Source organism: Reyranella sp., from assembly GCF_965227665.1.
GTDB lineage: Bacteria > Pseudomonadota > Alphaproteobacteria > Reyranellales > Reyranellaceae > Reyranella.
In genome coordinates, this window is the sequence record NZ_OZ245767.1 from 3,787,053 (window position 1) to 3,806,567 (window position 19,515).

Consider the following 19,515-nt stretch of genomic DNA (forward strand, 5'->3'; position numbering starts at 1 on the left):
CGTCGCTGGACAAAGGATGAGCGCAACTGGAGTTGCGCGCTCCATTGATCGTTTCTGATTACGAAGGAAGAATTACTTCTTCTCGACGTTGGACGAGCGCAGGGGGACGCCGAATTCGCGGCGGCAGACATCGGCCAGGACCTCGACGCCCTTGCGGATCGTCTCGGGCTCGGGGTTGGCGAAGCAGAGCCGCAGGCGCGAGCGGGCATACTCCTTGTTGGTCGACCATTCCTGGCCGGGATTGAGCGAGACGCCGGCGGCCAGCGCCGCCTGGGCGAGCTTCGTCGTGTCCACGTTGTCGGGCAGCTTGATCCAGAGATAGATGCCGCCCTCGGGATCGCCGAACTCGGCGGCGGTGCCGAACTGCTCGGCCAGCGCCTCCCGCAGGACCTGCAGCTTGGCCGCCAGCGTCTTGTTGAGCTTCGGCACGTGGTCCGCGAAATGCTGGGTGCAGAACTCCGCCAGCACCATCTGCTCGAGCGCGCCCGAACCCGCATCCTGCTTGAGGCCGAGGATTCGGCCGAGGATTTCCCACTTGGCCACGATGTAGCCGACGCGCAGCGCGGGCGCGATCGACTTGGAGAAGGAGCCGATGAAGATGACGCCTTCGCCCTTGGCCATGGCGTAGAGCGAGCGCGGGCGCTTGCCGCTCCAGATCAGGTCGGAATAGCACTCGTCCTCGAAGATCATCACGCCGTACTCGGCAGCGATCTTCAGCAGCTCGGCGCGGCGCGCCTCGCCCATGATGGCGCCGGTCGGATTCTGCACCGTCGGGATCGTGTAGATGTACTTGGGCTTGATGCCCTTCTGCTTCAGCTCCTCGAGCTTCTGCTTCAGCACGTCGAGCCGCAGCCCCTCGCCGTCGAGCGGGATGCCGACGACGTTGGCGCCGAGCTTGTTCAGCTTGGTCAGCGCACCGCCATAGGTCTCCTGCTCGATGATGACGGTGTCGCCCTTCGTCACCAGCAGGCTGTTGATCAGGTCGAGGCCCTGCATCGAGCCCGAGGTGATCAAAATCTCGTCCGAGGCGCACTCGATGCCGGCATGGTCCTTGAGCTTGGCGGAGAGGAACTCGCGCAGCGGCTTGTAGCCCAGCGGGCCGCTGTTCAGCCCGTAGGTCGCGAGCGTCGCGCCCTCGCGCTTGAGCACGGCCGTCGCCGCATCGATCAGCGCCTGCACCGGCACGTTGCCGGCATCGTTATGGCCGCCGATGAAATTATACTTGGGGAAGCCGTTCCACTTGGCGGCGGGAGCGGGCGTGCCGGGCGCCAGCAGGGGCGCGAAGTCGAACGGAGCAGTCATGGTCGTTTCCTCTTTGGTTGGCCAATTGCTGGGCCAACCAAAGAGGATTCGCAACAGATTTGCGCCGGATCAGGCCGTCGCGCGGAACGAATTGGCATGGGCCATGTCCCAGGCCCGCCGCCAACGCTTGTCGCTGGTGCCCGACACGAGCTCGCCCTCGGCCAGCGCCGGATAGAGGTCGGCATAGGTCGCCACGATGCTCGGCGAGACGCGGCGGGTGATATGGATGGGCTTGAAGTCGGTGGGATGGTCGAGGCCCGCGGCGGCGGTGAGTTCGGCCAGCTCCTGCAGGGTGGCGCGGTGGAAGTTCGCCACCCGCTCCATCTTGTCGGGCACGACCAGGGCGCGCTGGCGGGTCGGGTCCTGCGTGGCCACGCCGGTCGGACAGCGGTCGGTGTGGCAGGACTGCGACTGGATGCAGCCGACCGCGAACATGAAGCCGCGCGCCGAATTGCACCAGTCGGCCCCCAGCGCCATGGCGCGGATGATGTCGAAGGCCGTGATGATCTTGCCGGCCGCCCCGATCTTGATGCGGTGGCGGGCGCCGATTCCGACCAGGGCATTGTGCACGAGATGCAACCCCTGCCGCATCGGCTTGCCGACATGGTCGAGGAATTCCATCGGCGCGGCGCCGGTGCCGCCCTCCTTGCCGTCGACGACGATGAAATCGGGATAGATACCGGTCTGCAGCATCGCCTTGCAGATCGCCAGGAACTCCCATTCGTGGCCGACGCAGAGCTTGAAGCCGGCCGGCTTGCCGCCCGACAGGCGACGCATCTCGGCAATGAACTGCATCATCTCGATCGGCGTCGTGAAGGCGGTGTGGTGCGAGGGCGAGATGCAGTCCTTGCCGACCGGCACGCCGCGCGTCAGGGCGATCTCCTCGCTCACCTTGGGGCCGGGCAGCACGCCGCCATGGCCCGGCTTGGCGCCCTGGCTGAGCTTCAGCTCGACCATCTTGACCTGCGGGTTGGCCGCACCGGCGGCGAATTTCTCCGCCGAGAAGGTGCCGTCGGGGTTGCGCGCGCCGAAGTAGCCGGAGCCGATTTCCCAGATGATGTCGCCGCCGCCCTCGCGGTGGTAGGGGCTGTAGCCGCCCTCGCCGGTATCGTGTGCGAAGCCGCCCAGTTTGGCGCCGCCGTTCAGGGCACGGATGGCATTGGCGCTGAGCGCCCCGAAGCTCATCGCGGAGATGTTGAAGATCGAGGCGGAGTAGGGCTGCGTGCAGTCCGGTCCGCCGATGGCGATGCGGAACGGCTCCCGGCTGACGGGCGTGGGCGAGATCGAGTGCGTCATCCACTCGTAGCCTTCGGCATAGACGTCGTAGTTGGTGCCGAACGGCCGCACGTCGAGCACAAGTTTGGCCCGCTGATAGACGATCGCGCGCCGGTCGCGCGGAAACGGCAGCCCGTCCTTGTCCCCTTCGAAGAAATACTGGCGCATCTCGGGCCGGATCGCCTCGAAGATGAACCGCAGGTGCGCCGCGATCGGATAGTTGCGCAGCACCGCGTGCTTCGTCTGGAAATAGTCGTGGAGGCCGACGAGCGTCAGGAAGAGGGCGAGCGCGAAGCCGATCCCGATCCACCAGGAGCGGGGATCGACGGCCCAGGCGACGCCGAGCAGCACGGCGAAGGCGGTCGCCAGCGTCCAGGTTATGAATCGCGGCGTGAGCGGCAGCGGTAAGGATCTCATTCGGCTCCCTCGGGCTTCATTGCGGGCCGATCGCCCGAAGCCACTCTATCGCACTTAACTGCGTTCGAATGACACGCTCTTGACGATTGCGTAAACCGACCGCCCGGGAGCCAGGGCCAGCCGCTCGACTGATTTGGCGGTCAGGCGGGCCATCAGGATGGCGCCGTTGCAGTCCAGGCGGACATCGGCCTGCGCGCTTGCGGTCGGTGCGATCGACACGACGTGACCGGCCAGCACGTTCAGCGCGCTGATCTCCTCGGGCCGCTGCAGGCTGAGCATCACGTCCCGCGCCCGGATATAGGCGCGCACCGGGGCCCCGATGGCCGCCTCGAGCCGCGGCACCTGCAATTCCCCTGCGGCGGTTTCCAGGACGGACAGGTGGAACGGCTCGTCGTGGCGGACGATCCTCGCGTCCAGCACCGCGCCGCCGTCGGCGGCGTCGGCCATCGGCAGGATGTCCTGAACCGTCCCGACTGCCGTCACCGTGCCCTCGGCCATGATCACGACCGTCGTGGCGAGCCGGGCGACCTCGGCGACCGAGTGGCTGACATAGAGGATGGGAACGCCGGCTTCGTCGCGCAGCCGCTCAATGTAGGGCAGGATCTCGGCCCGCCGCGCTTCGTCGAGCGAGGCCAGCGGCTCGTCCATGAGGAGCAGGCACGGCCTCGCGAGCAGGGCCCGGCCGATCGCGACGCGCTGCTTCTCGCCGCCCGACAGCGAGTCGGGTTGGCGCTCCAGCAGATGGCCGATGCCCAGCAGCTCGACGACGCCGCCGAGATCGGCCGCCGCGCCGCCCTCGCCGCGGGCGAACCAGCGCCCGTAGAGCAGGTTGCGCCGCACGCTGAGATGCGGGAACAGGCGGCTGTCCTGGAAGACGTAGCCGATGCGCCTTTTATGCGCGGGCACGAAGAGACGGCGTTCGGTGTCGACAAGGGTCTGGCCGTCGATCGCGACGCGACCGCGGTCGGGACGGATCAGCCCGCCGACGATGCTGACCAGGCTGGTCTTGCCGGAGCCCGAGCGGCCGAACAGGGCCGTCAGTCCGGGCGCGGCGGTGAAGCGAGCCTGGAGCCTGAAGGCGCCGTGCCGGTGGTCGAGGTCGACCTCGAGACTCATGCCGTCTGCCGCCGCGCGCCGATGCGCTTGGCCAACAGCTCGGATCCGAGCAGCGCCAGCATGGAGAGGGCGATCGACACCAGGGTAAGCCGCATCGCTGCGGCGTCGCCACCCGGCACCTGGGTCAGGGTGTAGATCAACGCCGGCAGCGTCTGGGTTTCGCCCGGGATGTTGGACACGAAGGTGATGGTGGCGCCGAATTCGCCCATCGACTTGGCGAAGGCCAGGATCGCGCCGGCGATGATGCCGGGCAGGCAGAGCGGCAGGGTGATGGTCGCGAAGACCCAGAGCGGATGGGCGCCCAGCGTGCCCGCGGCCGCTTCGAGGCGCTGGTCCACGGCCTCGATCGACAGGCGGATGGCGCGCACCAGCAGCGGAAAGCCCATGACGGCGCAGGCCAGCGCCGCACCGGTCCAGCGGAAGGAAAAGACGATGCCGAATTCGTCGGCGAGGAAGCTGCCGATCGGGCCGCGCCGGCCGAAGGACAGGAGCAGCAGGTAGCCGGTGACGACCGGCGGCAGGATCAACGGCAGATGGACCAGCGTGTCCAGCAGGCTCTTGCCCCAGAAGCGTCGGCGCGCCAGCAGCCAGGCGATGGCGATGCCGAACGGCAGGCTGCAGAGCGTCGCCGTCGTGGCGATCAGGAGGCTCAGCCGTACGGCCGTCCATTCGTCCGGAGTCATGTCCTCTTCCGATCAGGAAGGCGATATAGTCCTTCGGATATAGCGCTGCGTCCAGAGCCTGGTCGCCGCAGCGAGCCCGCGCCGCAACGCGACCAGGGCGATCGCGAGCAGGGAGACCGCCAGCACCTTCTGCGCCGGCCGCGGCACCAGCTCGGGATCGAGGTTGGCGGCCAGCACGCGCATCGGATCGATCCCGTTCACCAGCCCGTACCACGACGCTTCGAACACGACCGTGATCAGCGTGGCGGAGGCGGCGAGCAGGAACAGGCCGCCGAAGCCCGTGCGGAGCCTCGACGGCAGCACGCGCCACAGCATCAGCCAGGCGAACAGTCCGGCGGCGAAGGCGGCCTCGCCGATCTTGACCTTGGACTGGATGAAGAAATGCAGGAGCGCCAGCGCGACCGCCGGATAGACCAGCCAGTGCAGGCGTTTCCAGTTGCGCTTCAGCCGCTTCTGCCAGCCATTGGTCGAGGTGATCGCCAGCGCCACGAGGGCGAGGAGGGCCACGAAGCCGATGGTGAGATAGAAGCGCTTCACGATCTCCGTGGCGACGACGATCAGGTTCCATTTCTGATCGAGCACGTAGATCAGCAGGTGGGCTGTGGCATAGAGGGCCGCCGCGACGCCGACCCGTCGCCGGATGTGGATCAGCGGAGACCAGTCGAAGACGGCGCGCGCCGGCGTCAGCGCCAGCGAGACGAGCAGGAACGCGACGGCCCAGTCGCCGGTGGCATGCGTGGCGAGCGTCACGGGCCGTGGATCGAGATCGCCGGTGTACCAGCGCCAGGCAAGGTCGAGGGCGGGCAGGCAGAGGGCGACCAGCGTCGCGAGCCTCAGCCAGAAGATGATTCGCTGATTGGACACGCGGCGACCCTATGCGATTGCGCGATCAACGGCGGGTCAAAGATGCGTCATCGCTGGTTGCCGAACAGGAAGCGCCAGGTGGCGATCGCGGGTGCCGCCTCGACGCCGTAGGGACGGAGCCGCGAGACCGTGAACAGGGAGCGCGCGGCGGCGCCCACGGCTGCCGCGTCGGCGCCCTCGATCAGGGCGACCCATTCGGATTCGTCGGCCCGGGGATGATCCATGCTCTTGTCCTGCAGAGGCGCGTGCATCACCTCGAGATCGTTCTCGCCAACCGCCGCGCCCACGATCCCCGGCCGCGAGATCAGCTTCGGCAGGATCTGGGTGGAGAGGAACTCGACCAGCGCCTTGCGTCGCCTCGGATCGGGCACGAAGCGCACCGTTGCGAGCGCCGCGCCCACGCCATGTGTCTGGTCGACCTGGATACGCAGCGTCAGGCGCTTGAAGTGCGTGAAGCGGGCCATCACCGCCTGGCTCCAGGGCGTCTGATTGTCCAGCGTCTGCAAATAGTCCGGCGTGCCGAGGACATCGACGCTGTCGCATTCGTAGACGGCGAGAAATCGGGGCGTGCCACGCACCGCGGCATAGCGCCGGCCGCGGTGGAACCCCGGCAGGTTCACGCGATCGTCGATATGCTCGCGATTGTACCACTCGTTGTAGTCGCGCTCGTCCCGCGCCGACACGTCGGTGAACGTGAGCAGCATTCCCTTGCCGAGGAGGGGCATCATAACTCCTGTCGTGGCTGCGCCGGGCGCCTGCTCAACCTAACATCTTGCGGCCGCGCATGACATCTCCCGGTGCGCCTGCGACCTTCGGGCCGGCGACGTGGCCGGGCGATCAACAGGCGCTTGTCAGGTACGGCCTCCCAAATAGATCAGCGCGAGCAGGGCCAGGGCGAGACCCGCAGCGACCCAGAACCGCCAGTTGAGGAATATCCGGGAAGCACGGGGAGCAGGTCCGTGGCGGCTCAGCGGGGGGAGCGTGTCGATGATGCGGTAGGCGGTGCCTGCGGCGTCGCCCAGGGTCCAGCGCGTGTCGGGCAGATTGACGAAGGTCGAGGCCAGGGACTTTGCCGCTTCGAGGCGCGGCAGGAGCGCCAGCCGCGCCGCCTCCTGCCAAGGGTCGATTCCGATACGCGCCAACGCCGTGAGGACGGTGATGTCTTCGCCCCTGTTCTCAGCGTCGCTCCTTTCGGTGCCGACGACGGTGAACAGAAAGGCCGTGTAGCGGGCCCGGCCCAGCGCATAGTCGGGAAGAACGGTCATGGGCACCAGGTCGTGTGGGGAGTTCAGCGGGAGATGCGCGCGTGCCGCTGCAGGAGCGGGCGCAGGGTCGAGCGCCTTCAGGAGTTCTGCCGGAACTCTTGTCCCTCGGATTCGAGGTTGCGGCTGGGCGTGAGCTGCACGAGCAGGAAATAGAACGCCAGCGCGAGCGCTCCCCACATCAGCCAGCTCGCAAGACTTGCTTTCGGCCTGGGGGAATCGCCGCGCGTCGTCGCCGAGGGCGCCATCCGCTTTGTCTTTTGGCCCGTCCGTTCGGACAGGATGGCGGCTTTCAGCGAGGCGCGGGCCTCTTCTGTCTGCGGGATGGCGGCGACGGCGCCCTCGGGCAGCAACGCGACCAGGCGGGCCGCGATCGTTGCGGCCTCGCTTGCCGGTGCCGTCCTGTCGGGCAGTCGAAGGATGGTGGCAGCCAATGCCTCGGCCGCCGCGTCGCGCGGCAGGGCGGCGAGACGCGCCGCCTCCTGCCACGGATCGATGCCGAGTCGCGACAGGGCGGAGAGCACAGTGACCTCCGTGCCCGCCGCGTCCTGGCCCAGCGAGCCGAAGAGGAAGCCATTGTAGGCCGAGTGGCCGAGCGAATACTCCGGACGCAACGTCATGGGGCCTCCGGCGTAAAGTTCACGTGTTCGCGACGGCGAGGGCACGGGCTAGAAGCCCATGCCCCCCATGCCGCCGCCCATTCCACCCATGCCGCCGCCGCCCATGCCGCCGGGGCTGCCGCCCTCGCCGGGCAGTTCGGCGATCATCGCCTCGGTGGTGACGAGCAGGCCCGCCACGGAGGCGGCGCCCTGCAGCGCGGTGCGGACGATCTTCACCGGGTCGATGATGCCGGCCTTGATCATGTCGCAATAGTCGCCCTTTTGGGCGTCGAAGCCGAAGTTGACGTCCTTCTGCTCGAGCATGTGGCCGGCGATCACCGAGCCGTCGTGCCCGGCATTCTGGGCAATCTGGCGCACCGGCGCCTGCAGCGCGCGGCGCACGATGTCGATGCCGGCCTGCTGGTCGGGGTTGGCGCCGCGGCAGTCCTTCAGCGCGCGCGTGGCGTAGAGCAGCGCGGCCCCGCCGCCGGCGACCACGCCCTCCTCGACCGCCGCCTTGGTCGCGTGCATGGCGTCCTCGACGCGATCCTTCTTCTCCTTGACCGCGAACTCCGAGCCGCCGCCCACCTTGATGATGGCGACGCCCCCCGCGAGCTTGGCCAGGCGCTCCTGCAGCTTCTCGCGATCGTAGTCGGACTCGACCTTGTCGACCTGGGCGCGGATCTGCGCCACGCGGGCCTCGATGTCCTTCTTCTTGCCCGCGCCGTCGATGATGGTGGTGTTGTCCTTGTCGATGTGGACGCGCTTGGCGGTGCCCAGCATGTCGAGCGTCACGCCCTCGAGCTTGGTGCCGAGATCCTCGGAGATCTCCTGCGCGGCCGTGAGGATGGCAATGTCGCCCAGCATGTCCTTGCGGCGATCGCCGAAGCCCGGCGCCTTGACGGCCGCGACCTTGAGGCCGCCGCGCAGCTTGTTGACCACCAGGGTGGCCAGCACTTCGGCGTCGATGTCCTCGGCGATGATCAGCAGCGGCCGGCCCGACTGCGCCACCAGCTCGAGCAGCGGCAGCACGGTCGAGAGTCCGCTGAGCTTCTTGTCGTGGATCAGGATGTAGGGATTCTCGAGCTCGCAGCTCATCTTGGCGGCATTGGTCACGAAGTAGGGTGACAGGAAGCCGCGATCGAACTGCATGCCCTCGACGATCTCGAGCTCGGAGTCGAGGGTGGTCGCCTCCTCGATGGTAATGACGCCCTCGTTGCCGACCTTCTTCATGGCCTCGGCAATCATCTTGCCGATCCCCTTGTCGCCGTTCGCCGACACGGTGCCGACCTGGGCAATCTCCTCGCTGGTCGAAACCTTGCGGGCGCGGCGCTTCAGCTCCTCGATCACCCAGTCGGTGGCGAGGTCGATCCCTCGCTTGAGCTCCATCGGGCTCATGCCGGCGGCAACCGACCGCAGGCCTTCGCGCGTGATCGCCTGCGCGAGCACGGTGGCGGTGGTGGTGCCGTCGCCCGCCGTATCGGAGGTGCGGGTCGCGACCTCGCGGACGAGTTGCGCCCCCATGTTCTCGAAGCGATCGGTGAGTTCGATCTCCTTGGCGACGGTGACGCCGTCCTTGGTGATGCGCGGCGCGCCGTAGGATTTGGCCAGCACGACATTGCGGCCCTTGGGACCGAGCGTGACCTTCACGGAATCGGCCAGCATGTCGACCCCGCGCATCATGCGCGTGCGCGCGTCGCCGCCGAAGCGGACTTCCTTAGCGGACATGGCGTTTCGCCCCCGAGAGGTGTTCTGAATGGGTCGGTCTGGCCGGCAGACCTGATCGGGCCGCGGTGCGGCGCCTGCTCACAAGATGGTGACGAAGAGGGCCAATGGCGAGGATATTCTTTCGAGTCGCCCGCTCCAGGGGCCTGAGGCGATGTTTCAAAACATGTGCAACGTCGATTCCCGCAGCGCTTTGAGTGGTCATGAACAGGATTGATCCGGAGCTGGAGCGCCTCGAAAAGGCCGAGCAGGACGCTCAAGGGAGATACCTGCGCCTCGAGAGTTTTCACGACGTACAGGTCGTGAACGCGGCGCGAGGGCTCTGGGAATGCGCTCTTTGCGCTCTCAAAGAGTATCGAGCGAGTAGGCAACGCTCCGGGGGCGAATGAGATCGGCCGCCTGGATACGGGGGCGATGCTGCTCACGGGCGGGTTTGGTGTCGAACGACGGTAGCGATTCGGCCGGACTCCGCGGCCGTTTGGGCGTATGTTCGCTACCTATCGCGGCGCATCGAGAATCCTCTCCTGCGTTACCGGGGCAAGACAGCGCTCATGTTGCACCTGGTCCCAACTCAGCTGGACGCGAGGGCCGATCTTCCGCCCGGTGGACGGGCTGGCCTGGAAGCGGCGCGCCTCGCGGCAATCGAACAGTACCGGATACTGGACACCGCCCCCGAGCCGGCTTTCGACCGGATCACCGCGCTGGCGGCCGACCTCTTCAATGCGCCGATCGCGATCCTGGGTTTCATCGGTGCCGAGCACGTATTCTTCAAATCGCATCATGGGCTTGACGCGACGCAGGCCTGCCGCGGGGAGGATCCTGCGGCGCCGGTCATGATGCCCTGGCTGCGAGCCGAGTTCACGAACGGCTTCCACGCCGGCATCCCCTTGCACGATCCCGACGGGTACGAACTCGGCATGCTGTGCGTCATCGACCGGCGATCGCGTCAGGTCGACGAGCAGCAGGTCCGTCAGCTACGTGCGCTGGGGGGCATCGCGACCGACCTGCTGGCCATGCGGCTCGCGGCGCGGCGTGCGCTGGCTCAAGCCGAAATCACGGCCAGCGAGGTCGACCACCGGGCGATGAACAGCCTCCAGTTCGTAGCGAGCCTGCTGCAGCTGCAGAGCCGGGCGTCGGAGTCGCCCGAGGTGGTGCAGCAGTTGCGCGCGGCCGCCGACCGGGTGCTGTCGGTGGCGCGCGTGCATCGCAGCTTCTCGACCCAGGAAACCGCCGGCCGTGTGCCGATCGCGGCCCATCTCCGCAGGCTCTGCGAGGAGCTGTCGAGCAGCGTCGGCGGCGAGATCAGGCTCGAGGGCGCCGACGAGGTCGACGTGCCGAAAGCGCAGGTGCTGCCGATCGGCCTGATCGTCAACGAGCTGGCCACCAACGCGCGCAAGCATGCCGGCAGCCCGGTCACGATCACCTTCCACCGGCGGGCCGAAGGCGCGTACGAGCTCTGTGTCCTCGACGAGGGGCCGGGCCTGCCGGCAGGCTTCGATGCCGCGGCCCCGTCGGGTCTGGGCCTCGGCATGAAGGTGGTGAACGCGCTGGTGGCGCAGCTGCAGGGCACACTCACGACGCATGCCAATCCGATCGGTCGTGGCTCGTGCTTCAAGGTCACGTTCCCGGTCGGCTGACGAAGGTCCCTTTGCTCACCCTCCGGATTCGCCACCGCACCACCTATCGCTATCACACGCCCGTCCGGCTGGGACCGCACCGGCTGATGCTGCGGCCGCGCGAGAGCCGCGAACTGCGACTGGTGTCGCACGAGGTCACGGTGACGCCGGCGGCCAGCATCACCTGGGCGCATGACGTGTTCGGCAATGCCGTGGCGACGGCGGGCTTCGAGGGTCTCACCGACCGGCTGGTGGTCGACAGCGAGGCGGTGCTCACGCTGGGCGTCGATCCGTGGCCGGTGTTCGACATCGCCGCCGTCGCGACCCGCTATCCCTTCGCCTACACCAGCGCCGACTGGACCGACCTCGGCGCGCTCGTGGTGCCGCAATATGCCGATCCCGACGCCGCGCTTCTGGCCTGGGCGAAGAGGTTCGTGCGCAGCGACCCGACCGACACGCTGTCGCTCCTGAAGGACCTCAGTTCAGGTGTCGCCGAGCAGATCCGCTACCAGAGCCGCGAGAGCGAGGGCACGCAATCGCCGCTCGAGACCCTGGCGCGCGGGTTGGGCTCGTGCCGCGACCTGGCGGTGCTGTTCGTCGAGGCCGCGCGCTGCCTGCGCTTCGGCGCGCGCCTCTGCTCGGGCTATCTCTTCAGGCCCGATCGAGCGACGGGAAACTACGAAGCCGATTCGACCCATGCCTGGGCCGAGGTCTATGTGCCTGGCGCCGGCTGGATCACCTTCGACCCCACCAACCGCAGCGTCGGCGGATCCAACCTCATCCCGGTCGCGGTGGCGCGCGAGATCTGGCAGGTGACGCCGGTGTCGGGCGATTTCATCGGCGCCAGCGATTCCTATCGTGGCCTCTGGGTCGATCTCAGTGTGACGCCTCTCTGAAGGCGGCGTCGCACGATTGCCGGGATCAGGGCGCCTTGCGGGCTTTCTCTCCGACCACGATTCGGATGGCGGCGTCGGTCGGGCTGGGTGTCTGGGGCCCGTTGAGGGTACCGCGGAAGCGGCCCCAGTTGGCCGGCCAGTCTCCCTTGCTCGCGTTGAAGCCGGCCCCGCCCAGCGCGTCCACGAGGGCGGCGGCGGCCTCGTGCGTCGCCGGATCGCTGCCGTCCCGGACCAGTACGACGACGCCGTAGATGCCGGCCACGCCACCCCAGGTCCAGGTTTCAGGCGCCCAGCCCGCCTGGCCGAGATCGGCGGAAATCGCCGCGCCGATGGCGGGTGCGTCGGAGATCTGGCCCAGCAGGAACAGGGCGGCCTTGGTCCCACTGTAGCGTTGCAGGCTCGCGACGAAGGGCGACGGCGGTGGCGGGGGCGGCTCTGCCGGTGCCGGAGGAGACGCTTGCGCAGCCTTTTCCGGCTGCGGCTCGTGGGCGGCTTCCGGCGCCTTGGTGGTGGCGTCCCTCACCAGCTTGCCAAGGTCGGCGAGACGCCGCCGGATCTCGGCGGCATCGAACAGTGGGTTGCGCGCGGGTTCGGGGGCGGGCGCGCTCTCGCGCGGCGCCCGCGCGGCCCGCTCGGTCGCTTCACGTGCAGCCTGCTCGAAGGCCGCGGCCCGCTCGCGCGCCCTGTCCGCCTGATCTGCGAGGGTCGCCGCCTGCGTCCGGGCGAGCGAGACCTCCTGTTCGAGCGTTGCCGCCCGGCCCTGGGCCGTGGCGATCTCCCGTTCGAGAGCGGCCAGCTTCTCGCGCGCGGCCGATGCTTCGCGTTCGTGCTGGGCGGCCTGGCTTTCCAGACCCTTGTAGTGATCGAGCGCCGACTGTTCGTGAGCGCGCACGGCGCTGCCATAGCGGAACGACAGGAAGGTCGTGATGCCCAGCGCCGACACGGCCAGGATGGTGGCGACAAGGCTCACGATCATGGCCCTGTCCATGATCGACGCCCATCCCCGCAGCTGATCGATGTCCATGTTCACCGGCTTGTTGGAGCGCATGCCAAGCCCGTGCCCTCCCGGCACTCGATTAACAATCGGCAAATCGCCGCCGCCCGGTGAATTGTCGTGACAAATCGGAGGCATGGCCGCGCGCCCGCGGTGGCTCAGGCAAAATGAGATGCTGAGCCAGCATTCAACGACGGATCGGGCCGAACTGTCGAGCGTATGGCGTTGCCCTGCCGATCGGCAGAGCCGCCTGTCTAGGCGCGCCGGCCCTGGAGGACGACAGCCCGGCCTTCATCCTTGAGCCGAACCGTATCGGCGGCGAGCTGTGTCCATCCCCGTCGCGCGCAATCCTTCGCGATAGCCTCCACTTCGAAGAAGCCGAGACGCATGCGTGCCGCGACGGTATCGAGCATCCGCCAGGCGCCGGGCACCATGCCGGACGTTTCTTCCGCGAGAGCGGCGCAGAAGTCCCGCGCACGATTGTCCGGAACGGAAGGCGTAGACATTGACCACTCCTGGGCTGCTCACGACGGCTGCGATTTGCGGCACCCGGATGCGTTCGGCTTCGTGGGGCGCTGCGTCACCCTATGTCAGATCGGAGAGACTGCCGTCGACACTCTTCATCGCGATATCCACATCACTTGTCGCCGGCGATGTCGCGGCCTGCCTGGTGGAGCCGGACCGGTGGAATTCGCGAAGATCAGGATCCTCCGAAGGCGCAGCGGCTTGGTCTATGCTCCAGACTCTTCGGGAGGAAAAAATGAAAATCGCCAGGATCGAAGATCTCCATTGCGACGCCGGATGGCGCCACTTCTCGTTTCTCAAGATCACGACCGATGACGGGCTGGTCGGCTGGTCCGAGTACAATGAAGGCTATGGCAGCGCCGGCCTCACCGCCGTGATCCGGCGCATGGCGCAGAACCTGATCGGTCAGGACCCGCGTCCCATCGAGCGCATCATGTCGACGCTCTATGCCGTCACCCGCCAGGCGCCTGGCGGCATCAACCAGCAGGCGATGGCCGCCATCGAGAATGCCCTGATCGACGTCAAGGCCAAGGCGCTGGGCATCCCCGTCTGCGAGCTGTTCGGCGGACCGGTGCGCGACCGCCTGCCGCTCTACTGGTCGCATTGCGGCAGCTACCGGTTCCGCAATGCCGAGGTCATGGGTGTCGAGCCAGTGCGCTCGCTCGATGATCTGGTGAAGCTCGGCAGGCACGTGAAGGAGCGCGGCTTCAAGGCGCTCAAGACCAACATCTTCCGTTTCGATCTCGATCCGCCGAACATGTACCAGCCGGGCTTCGGTCGCAGTCCCGGCGGGCCGGAGCTGAACGCCGACGGCGCCGTGCTGGGCGCGATCTCCGACGGGCTGGCGGCCTTTCGCCAGGGCGCCGGCCATGAGATGGGCATCCTTCTCGACACCAACTTCAACTTCAAGACCGAGGGTTACCTCAAGGTCGCGCGGGCCTGCGAGCCCTACAATCTCTTCTGGATGGAGATCGATTCCTACGATCCGGAGGGGCTGCGCCTGATCCGCGACCGCGCCTCGATGCCCATCGCGTCCTGCGAATCGCTGTTCGGCCGCCGCCAGTTCCGGCCCTACTTCGAGAACCGCTCGATCGACGTGGCGATCATCGACGTGCCGTGGAACGGGCTCGCGGAATCGCTGAAGATCGCGTCGATGGCCGAGGCCTATGAGATCAACTGCGCGCCGCATAATTTCTACGGCCACATGTCGACCCTGATGAGCGCGCATCTCTGCGCCGCCATGCCCAACTTCCGCATCATGGAAATCGATATCGACGACGTGCCGTGGAAGGACGATCTGGTGACTCACCCGCCAGTGATCCAGAATGGCGAACTGATCGTGCCCACCCGGCCCGGCTGGGGTGCCGACATCAACGAGGAGGCGGTCAAGGCGCATCCGCCGAAGAACCCGCATCCCTGAGAGGACTGAAGACATGGTCTACGAGTTTCGCACCTACACGCTGGCGCCCGGCAAGATGCCGGAATATCTCAAGGCCGCCGAGACGATCGGCCGCCCGGCGCGCGGCAACAATTACGGCGTTAACCACGGTTACTGGACGTCGGAGTTCGGCGCGCTGAACCAGATTTGGCATCTGTGGAAGTACGACAGCTTCGAGGAGCGCACGCGGCTCCGCACCGAGCTGCAGAAGAACAAGGATTGGACCGAGAAGTACCTGCCGATCGTGCGGACCTGCGTGGTTCGTCAGGACCTGCGCCTGATGAACCCCGTGGTCGACATCAGGCCGGACGACGGCACCACCGGCAACATCTACGAGCTGCGCATCTATCGCTGCGGCCTGGGTGGCGCGGTGCAGTACGGCAAGGACTTCAAGGAAGTCCAGGCGGCGCGCGAGAAGTACTCGCCGATCTGGGGCGCCTGGACCGGCGAGTTCCCGCAGCCCAACGAGTGGATCCATCTCTGGCGCTACAAGAACCTGCAGGAGCGCTTCGAGGCCCGCGCCGCGGCGATGAAGGATCCGGCGTGGCAGGCCTATCTGGCCAAGGGCCCGGCCAAGCTGCAGGAGATGCACTCCACCCTGCTGCTGCCGACCAACTACTCGCCGCTGAAGTAGAACAAGCGACACAAACGAGACGGCCGAAACGAACACCCCCGGGGAGCGATTCCCGGGGGTGGTGGCTTGGAAATTGCGAGGACCGGCGCATGGATACGTTCGACGACAGTCTTGCCTTCGTGAAGTTCGGCGTCGGTCAGCCGGTGACGCGCAAGGAAGATCCGATCCTGCTGCGCGGCCAGGGCCGCTACACTGACGACATCAATCTTCCGGGCCAGGCTTATGCGGTGATGGTGCGCAGCCGCAACGCGCACGGAATGCTCAAGGGCATCGACACGTCCGAGGCGAAGGGTTTGCCCGGCGTGCTCATGATCCTGACGGCCGCCGACCTCGACGAGGCGGGCTTCGGCCCGCTGATGTGCCCGCTGAACATCCCGCAAAGGGACGGCACGCCGATGAAGACGCCGCCGCGCTGGTCGCTGGCCAAGGACAAGGTTCGCTTCGTGGGTGAGGTCGTGGCCGTCGTGGTGGCGGAGACGGCGGTCCAGGCGAAGGACGCCGCCGAAGCCGTGATGCTCGATATCGAGGAACTGCCGGCCGTGACCAGCCCCGAGGCGGCGCTGGCCGAGGGCGCGCCGCAGATCCATGAGGATGCACCGGGCAACCTCGTGCTCGATTTCCATTTCGGCAACGCCGAGGCGGTCGCCAAGGGCTTCGCCGAGGCCGCGCACGTCACGCGGCTCGAGATCGATTCCCAGCGCATCGTGGTCAACGCCATGGAGCCGCGCTCGGCGATCGGCTCCTACGATACCGAGAAGGACCGCTGGGTGCTGAACGTCGGCTGCCAGGGCGTGTTCGGCCTGCGCGGCGGCCTCGCCAAGGACGTGCTCAAGGTCACGCCCGACAAGCTCCACGTGCTCACCGGCAATGTCGGCGGTTCGTTCGGCATGAAGGCGCCGCCCTATCCGGAGTATGCGCCGCTGCTGTTGGCGGCCAAGAAGCTCGGCCGTCCGGTGAAATGGACCGACGAGCGGTCCGAGAGCTTCCTGTCCGATCATCACGGCCGCGATCACGAGAGGATCGCCGAGCTGGCGCTCGACAAGGACGGCAAGTTCCTCGCCGTGCGACTGACCGGCTACGGCAATGCCGGCGCCTACATCTATCCGCCGATGCCGGCCACGACGAACGCGGTGAAGAACCTGATCGACGTCTACCGGACGCCGGCCATGGAGGTGAATTCCAAGATCGTCTTCACCAACTGCACGCCGATCGCGGCCTATCGCGGCGCCGGCCGTCCCGAGGGCAACTATTTCATGGAGCGCCTGATCGACACGGCCGCGCGTGAAATGGGCATCGACGGCATCGAGCTGCGGCGGCGCAATCACATCGCGCCGGAGCAGATGCCGTACAAGTCGCCGGCCAACAACCTCTACGATTCGGGCGAGTTCCGCGCCATCCTCGACGAGACGCTGCAGATCGCCGACTGGGACGGCTTCGCGGCCCGCAAGGAAGAGAGTGCCCGGCGCGGCAAGCTGCGCGGCCGTGGTGTCGGCAGCTATCTCGAAGTGACGGCGCCGGCCGGCAAGGAGCATGGTGGCATCCGCTTCGAGTCCGATGGCAGCGTCACGATGCTGAGCGGCACGCTCGACTACGGCCAGGGCCATGCCTCTTCCTTCGCCCAGGTGCTGACCGGCCTGCTGGGCATTCCCTTCGAACGCTTCAAGCTGCTGCAGGGCGACAGCGACCAGCTCAAGGCCGGCGGCGGCACCGGCGGTTCGCGCTCGGCACTGGTGGGCGCGGAAGCCTTCCTCGAAGCCAGCAAGAAGGTCATCGACCAGGGCAAGCAGATCGCGGCGCACGTGCTCGAAGCGTCGGTCGCCGACATGGAGTTCGAGAAAGGGCGCTTCAAGATCGCCGGCACCGATCGCAGCATCGGCCTCCTCGAGCTGGCGCAGAAGCTGCGCGACGGTCTGGCGCTGCCGGACGACGTGCCGCAGACGCTCGACGTCGCGCATGTCTCCGACACGCCGCCCTCGTCGTTCCCCAACGGCTGTCATGTCTGCGAGGTCGAGATCGATCCCGAGACGGGCACGATCGAGCTGGTGCGCTACTTCATGGTCAACGACTTCGGCACGGTCATCAATCCGCTGCTGGTCGAGGGCCAGGCGCATGGCGGCGTCGTGCAGGGGCTGGGCCAGGCGATCATGGAGCGCACCGTCTATGACGAGCAGGGCCAGCTGCTGACCGGCTCGTTCACCGACTATGCCCTGCCGCGGGCGCAGGATGCGCCGAGCTTCACGATCCAGAGCCATCCCGTGCCGGCCAAGACCAACACGCTGGGCGTCAAAGGCTGCGGCGAGGCGGGCTGTGCGGGCGCGCTGCCGTCGATCATGAACGCCATCGTCGATGCGCTGGGCGGCAAGCACATCGACATGCCGGCCACGCCGGAGAAGGTGTGGCGGGCGTTGAACGGCGGTTAGCGACGAAGCCGCTCAACGGAGCGCGCCATTCCAGTGGCGCTCATCCCGTTTAACGACGAAGCTTGAGCGCCACTGGAGTGGCGCGCTCCAAAGAGGCGCTCAGCCTTTCGCTTCGATCTCGATCGTCTTCTTGACCGCCGGCCGTTCCAGCATGCGGGCGTGGTGGGCTTCGAGTGATGGGAACTCGCGCGGCTTGCGCTCGAGCTGGTCGCGGAAGCGCCAGTAGACCCGGAACAGATGGATGTCGGCGATCGAATAGCGGTCGCCTAGGATCCACGTCCGGTCACCCAGGCGCCTGTCGGCCACCGCGTAGAGGTCGCGCGCCTCGGCGACGCCCTGACGGATCGCCGGATGGATGGTCGAGGCGACATAGGACATCCAGGAGACGACCTGGGCTTCCGCCTCGATGTCGCCCGCCGGCAGGAGACCGGCCGCGGGATAGGTGCGCGCGAGATAATAGAGGATGCCGGCGACCTCGGTGAGCGGACGGCCGTCGATCATCAGCACGGGAACCTTGCCGGCCGGATTCACGGACAGGAAGTCGGCCTCGCGCGTTTCCTTGCGCGCCACCGAGACCGCGTGCTTGTCGAACGGGGCGCCCACTTCGTGAAGCGCGATATGGGCTGCCATCGAGCTGGAGCCGGGTGAGTAATAGAGAGTGAGCATCAGGCAGCCTACCACATCTGTGAAATCCGGCGCCGACGATCTCCACGGTATGTCGAATCCGCAACCCAGAAATGGGCGCATGCGTTTGAAACGTGACGAACGTACAGGGAGTAGCGATGGCAACGGTTCGAGCGCTCACGCTCCTGCTGGCGATGGCGACCGCATGGCCGGGTTCGGCTCGCGATCTCCAGGCGTGGGACTTCGTTCCTTCCGATCACCCGGCGGTTCGGTCACTCGCGTTCATGAACGAGTTTCTGCAGGAGCGGGTGCAGGGCGGCCTCACCATCGTCCGGCGTGTCGGCAATGAACATGATACGGACAGCTTCGTCATAGGCCAGGTTCGCAATGGCACGCTCGACATGGCGCGCGTCAATCTGGCCGCTCTGAACGTATCGGTTCAGGGCTCGCTCCTCGCCACGTTGCCGTTTGCGTTCGGTTCACGCGAGGAGATGTGGCGGGCTCTCGACGGACAGGCTCGTGAGGATATCCTTGCGGGGGTGCAGCGCGAGGGCTTGGTCGGCCTCTCCCTCTACGATGGCGCCGCGCGATCGTTCTACAGCCGGTCCCAGGCGATTCGCACCGTCGAGGATCTGAAAGGCCTCAAGGTGCGCGTTCAGAGTGTCGGCGGCTGGGCCAGGGTTCTGCAGAGGTTGGGGGCTGAGCCTGTGGTGATCCCGAGGGCGCAGACCAAGGCCGCGTTACTGGCCGGTGTTGTCGACGCGGCAGACGGCGATTGGGCGACCTACATGGACGAAGGGCACTACGAGGCCGCACCATTTTACAGTCTGACGAGACACGCCCATCCTCCCTCGGTTCTCATCATGTCGGAACGGACGTGGCGCTCCCTGTCCGGCGCTGAACAGACGATGCTGCGCGAGGCCGCTCGCGCATCGGCGGTCTACAAGCGCGGCCTGGTCGACGAGTACGAGGCAGAGCTTCGCCAGCGTGCCGCGGCGTCGGGCGTCAGGATCCATGAGGATGTCGATCGCAAGTCTTTCAGGGACGCCATGGTGCCGCTCGCGATGGATGAGGCGAAGCTGCAGAAGGCCATGCCGCGAAGCGAGGGCGGGCCGTAGTAGCGAA

The 19,515-nt window shown here is 67.1% G+C and carries 18 protein-coding genes; 6 read left to right on the plus strand and 12 right to left on the minus strand.

Annotated elements, in window-relative coordinates:
• Positions 1-72: 72 nt before the first annotated feature.
• The 9 genes from ACO07I_RS18290 to groL all read right to left on the minus strand — a co-directional run bounded on the left by ACO07I_RS18290 (position 73) and on the right by groL (position 9,246).
• The gene (locus ACO07I_RS18290) at positions 73-1,302 is read right to left on the minus strand and encodes a PLP-dependent aminotransferase family protein (RefSeq protein WP_422009808.1); all 1,230 of its coding nucleotides are present in this window, start codon (positions 1,300-1,302) and stop codon (positions 73-75) included.
• A gap of 69 nt (positions 1,303-1,371) precedes the next feature.
• Positions 1,372-2,994, minus strand: a complete 1,623-nt coding sequence (locus tag ACO07I_RS18295) for an FMN-binding glutamate synthase family protein (protein ID WP_422009809.1) — start codon at positions 2,992-2,994, stop codon at positions 1,372-1,374.
• A 54-nt stretch (positions 2,995-3,048) separates the two neighbouring features.
• Entirely contained in the window at positions 3,049-4,110 is a 1,062-nt protein-coding gene (gene modC / locus ACO07I_RS18300; protein ID WP_422009810.1) for a molybdenum ABC transporter ATP-binding protein, read from the minus strand.
• Positions 4,107-4,793: a molybdate ABC transporter permease subunit gene (gene modB, locus ACO07I_RS18305; RefSeq protein ID WP_422009811.1), complete on the minus strand. Its 687-nt coding sequence runs from the start codon at positions 4,791-4,793 to the stop codon at positions 4,107-4,109. The genes modC and modB overlap by 4 nt, the downstream gene beginning before the upstream one ends.
• A 12-nt stretch (positions 4,794-4,805) precedes the next feature.
• Positions 4,806-5,657 (minus strand): sulfite oxidase heme-binding subunit YedZ, encoded by an 852-nt coding sequence (locus tag ACO07I_RS18310; RefSeq protein WP_422009812.1) that lies wholly within the window; start codon positions 5,655-5,657, stop codon positions 4,806-4,808.
• Between the two features lie 47 nt (positions 5,658-5,704).
• Entirely contained in the window at positions 5,705-6,382 is a 678-nt protein-coding gene (locus ACO07I_RS18315; protein ID WP_422009813.1) for a hypothetical protein, read from the minus strand.
• Positions 6,383-6,508: 126 nt separating this feature from the next.
• Positions 6,509-6,922 carry a hypothetical protein gene (locus tag ACO07I_RS18320; protein WP_422009814.1) on the minus strand — a complete coding sequence of 138 codons (414 nt, stop codon included), beginning with the start codon at positions 6,920-6,922 and terminating at the stop codon, positions 6,509-6,511.
• A 77-nt stretch (positions 6,923-6,999) separates the two neighbouring features.
• Positions 7,000-7,539, minus strand: a complete 540-nt coding sequence (locus ACO07I_RS18325) for a hypothetical protein (protein WP_422009815.1) — start codon at positions 7,537-7,539, stop codon at positions 7,000-7,002.
• A gap of 48 nt (positions 7,540-7,587) precedes the next feature.
• Positions 7,588-9,246 (minus strand): chaperonin GroEL, encoded by a 1,659-nt coding sequence (gene groL, locus ACO07I_RS18330; RefSeq protein WP_422009816.1) that lies wholly within the window; start codon positions 9,244-9,246, stop codon positions 7,588-7,590.
• A gap of 548 nt (positions 9,247-9,794) precedes the next feature.
• Between groL and ACO07I_RS18335 the strand changes: the two genes are divergently transcribed.
• Both ACO07I_RS18335 and ACO07I_RS18340 read left to right on the plus strand, forming a co-directional pair.
• Positions 9,795-10,880 (plus strand): sensor histidine kinase, encoded by a 1,086-nt coding sequence (locus ACO07I_RS18335; protein WP_422009817.1) that lies wholly within the window; start codon positions 9,795-9,797, stop codon positions 10,878-10,880.
• An 11-nt stretch (positions 10,881-10,891) separates the two neighbouring features.
• Entirely contained in the window at positions 10,892-11,755 is an 864-nt protein-coding gene (locus ACO07I_RS18340) for a transglutaminase family protein (RefSeq protein ID WP_422009818.1), read from the plus strand.
• A gap of 25 nt (positions 11,756-11,780) precedes the next feature.
• On the opposite strand, the gene ACO07I_RS18345 is transcribed toward ACO07I_RS18340, so the two are convergent.
• Positions 11,781-12,803, minus strand: coding sequence for a hypothetical protein (locus ACO07I_RS18345; protein ID WP_422009819.1), 1,023 nt, complete (start codon positions 12,801-12,803; stop codon positions 11,781-11,783).
• A 200-nt stretch (positions 12,804-13,003) separates the two neighbouring features.
• Positions 13,004-13,255, minus strand: coding sequence for a hypothetical protein (locus ACO07I_RS18350; protein WP_422009820.1), 252 nt, complete (start codon positions 13,253-13,255; stop codon positions 13,004-13,006).
• Between the two features lie 254 nt (positions 13,256-13,509).
• On the opposite strand from ACO07I_RS18350, the gene ACO07I_RS18355 reads away from it, so the two are divergent.
• The 3 genes from ACO07I_RS18355 (at position 13,510) to ACO07I_RS18365 (ending at position 17,766) form a co-directional block, all read left to right on the plus strand.
• Positions 13,510-14,694 carry a mandelate racemase/muconate lactonizing enzyme family protein gene (locus tag ACO07I_RS18355; protein WP_422009821.1) on the plus strand — a complete coding sequence of 395 codons (1,185 nt, stop codon included), beginning with the start codon at positions 13,510-13,512 and terminating at the stop codon, positions 14,692-14,694.
• A gap of 13 nt (positions 14,695-14,707) precedes the next feature.
• On the plus strand, positions 14,708-15,346 hold the full coding sequence (locus ACO07I_RS18360; protein WP_422009822.1) for an NIPSNAP family protein: 639 nt from the start codon (positions 14,708-14,710) through the stop codon (positions 15,344-15,346).
• Positions 15,347-15,435: 89 nt separating this feature from the next.
• Positions 15,436-17,766: a xanthine dehydrogenase family protein molybdopterin-binding subunit gene (locus tag ACO07I_RS18365; protein ID WP_422009823.1), complete on the plus strand. Its 2,331-nt coding sequence runs from the start codon at positions 15,436-15,438 to the stop codon at positions 17,764-17,766.
• A gap of 99 nt (positions 17,767-17,865) precedes the next feature.
• Here ACO07I_RS18365 and ACO07I_RS18370 read toward each other — a convergent pair whose 3' ends face one another.
• Positions 17,866-18,432 carry a glutathione S-transferase family protein gene (locus ACO07I_RS18370; RefSeq protein ID WP_422009824.1) on the minus strand — a complete coding sequence of 189 codons (567 nt, stop codon included), beginning with the start codon at positions 18,430-18,432 and terminating at the stop codon, positions 17,866-17,868.
• Positions 18,433-18,548: 116 nt separating this feature from the next.
• Here ACO07I_RS18370 and dctP point away from each other — a divergent pair, with 116 nt between their 5' ends.
• Positions 18,549-19,508 carry a TRAP transporter substrate-binding protein DctP gene (gene dctP / locus ACO07I_RS18375; RefSeq protein ID WP_422009825.1) on the plus strand — a complete coding sequence of 320 codons (960 nt, stop codon included), beginning with the start codon at positions 18,549-18,551 and terminating at the stop codon, positions 19,506-19,508.
• Positions 19,509-19,515: the final 7 nt, after the last annotated feature.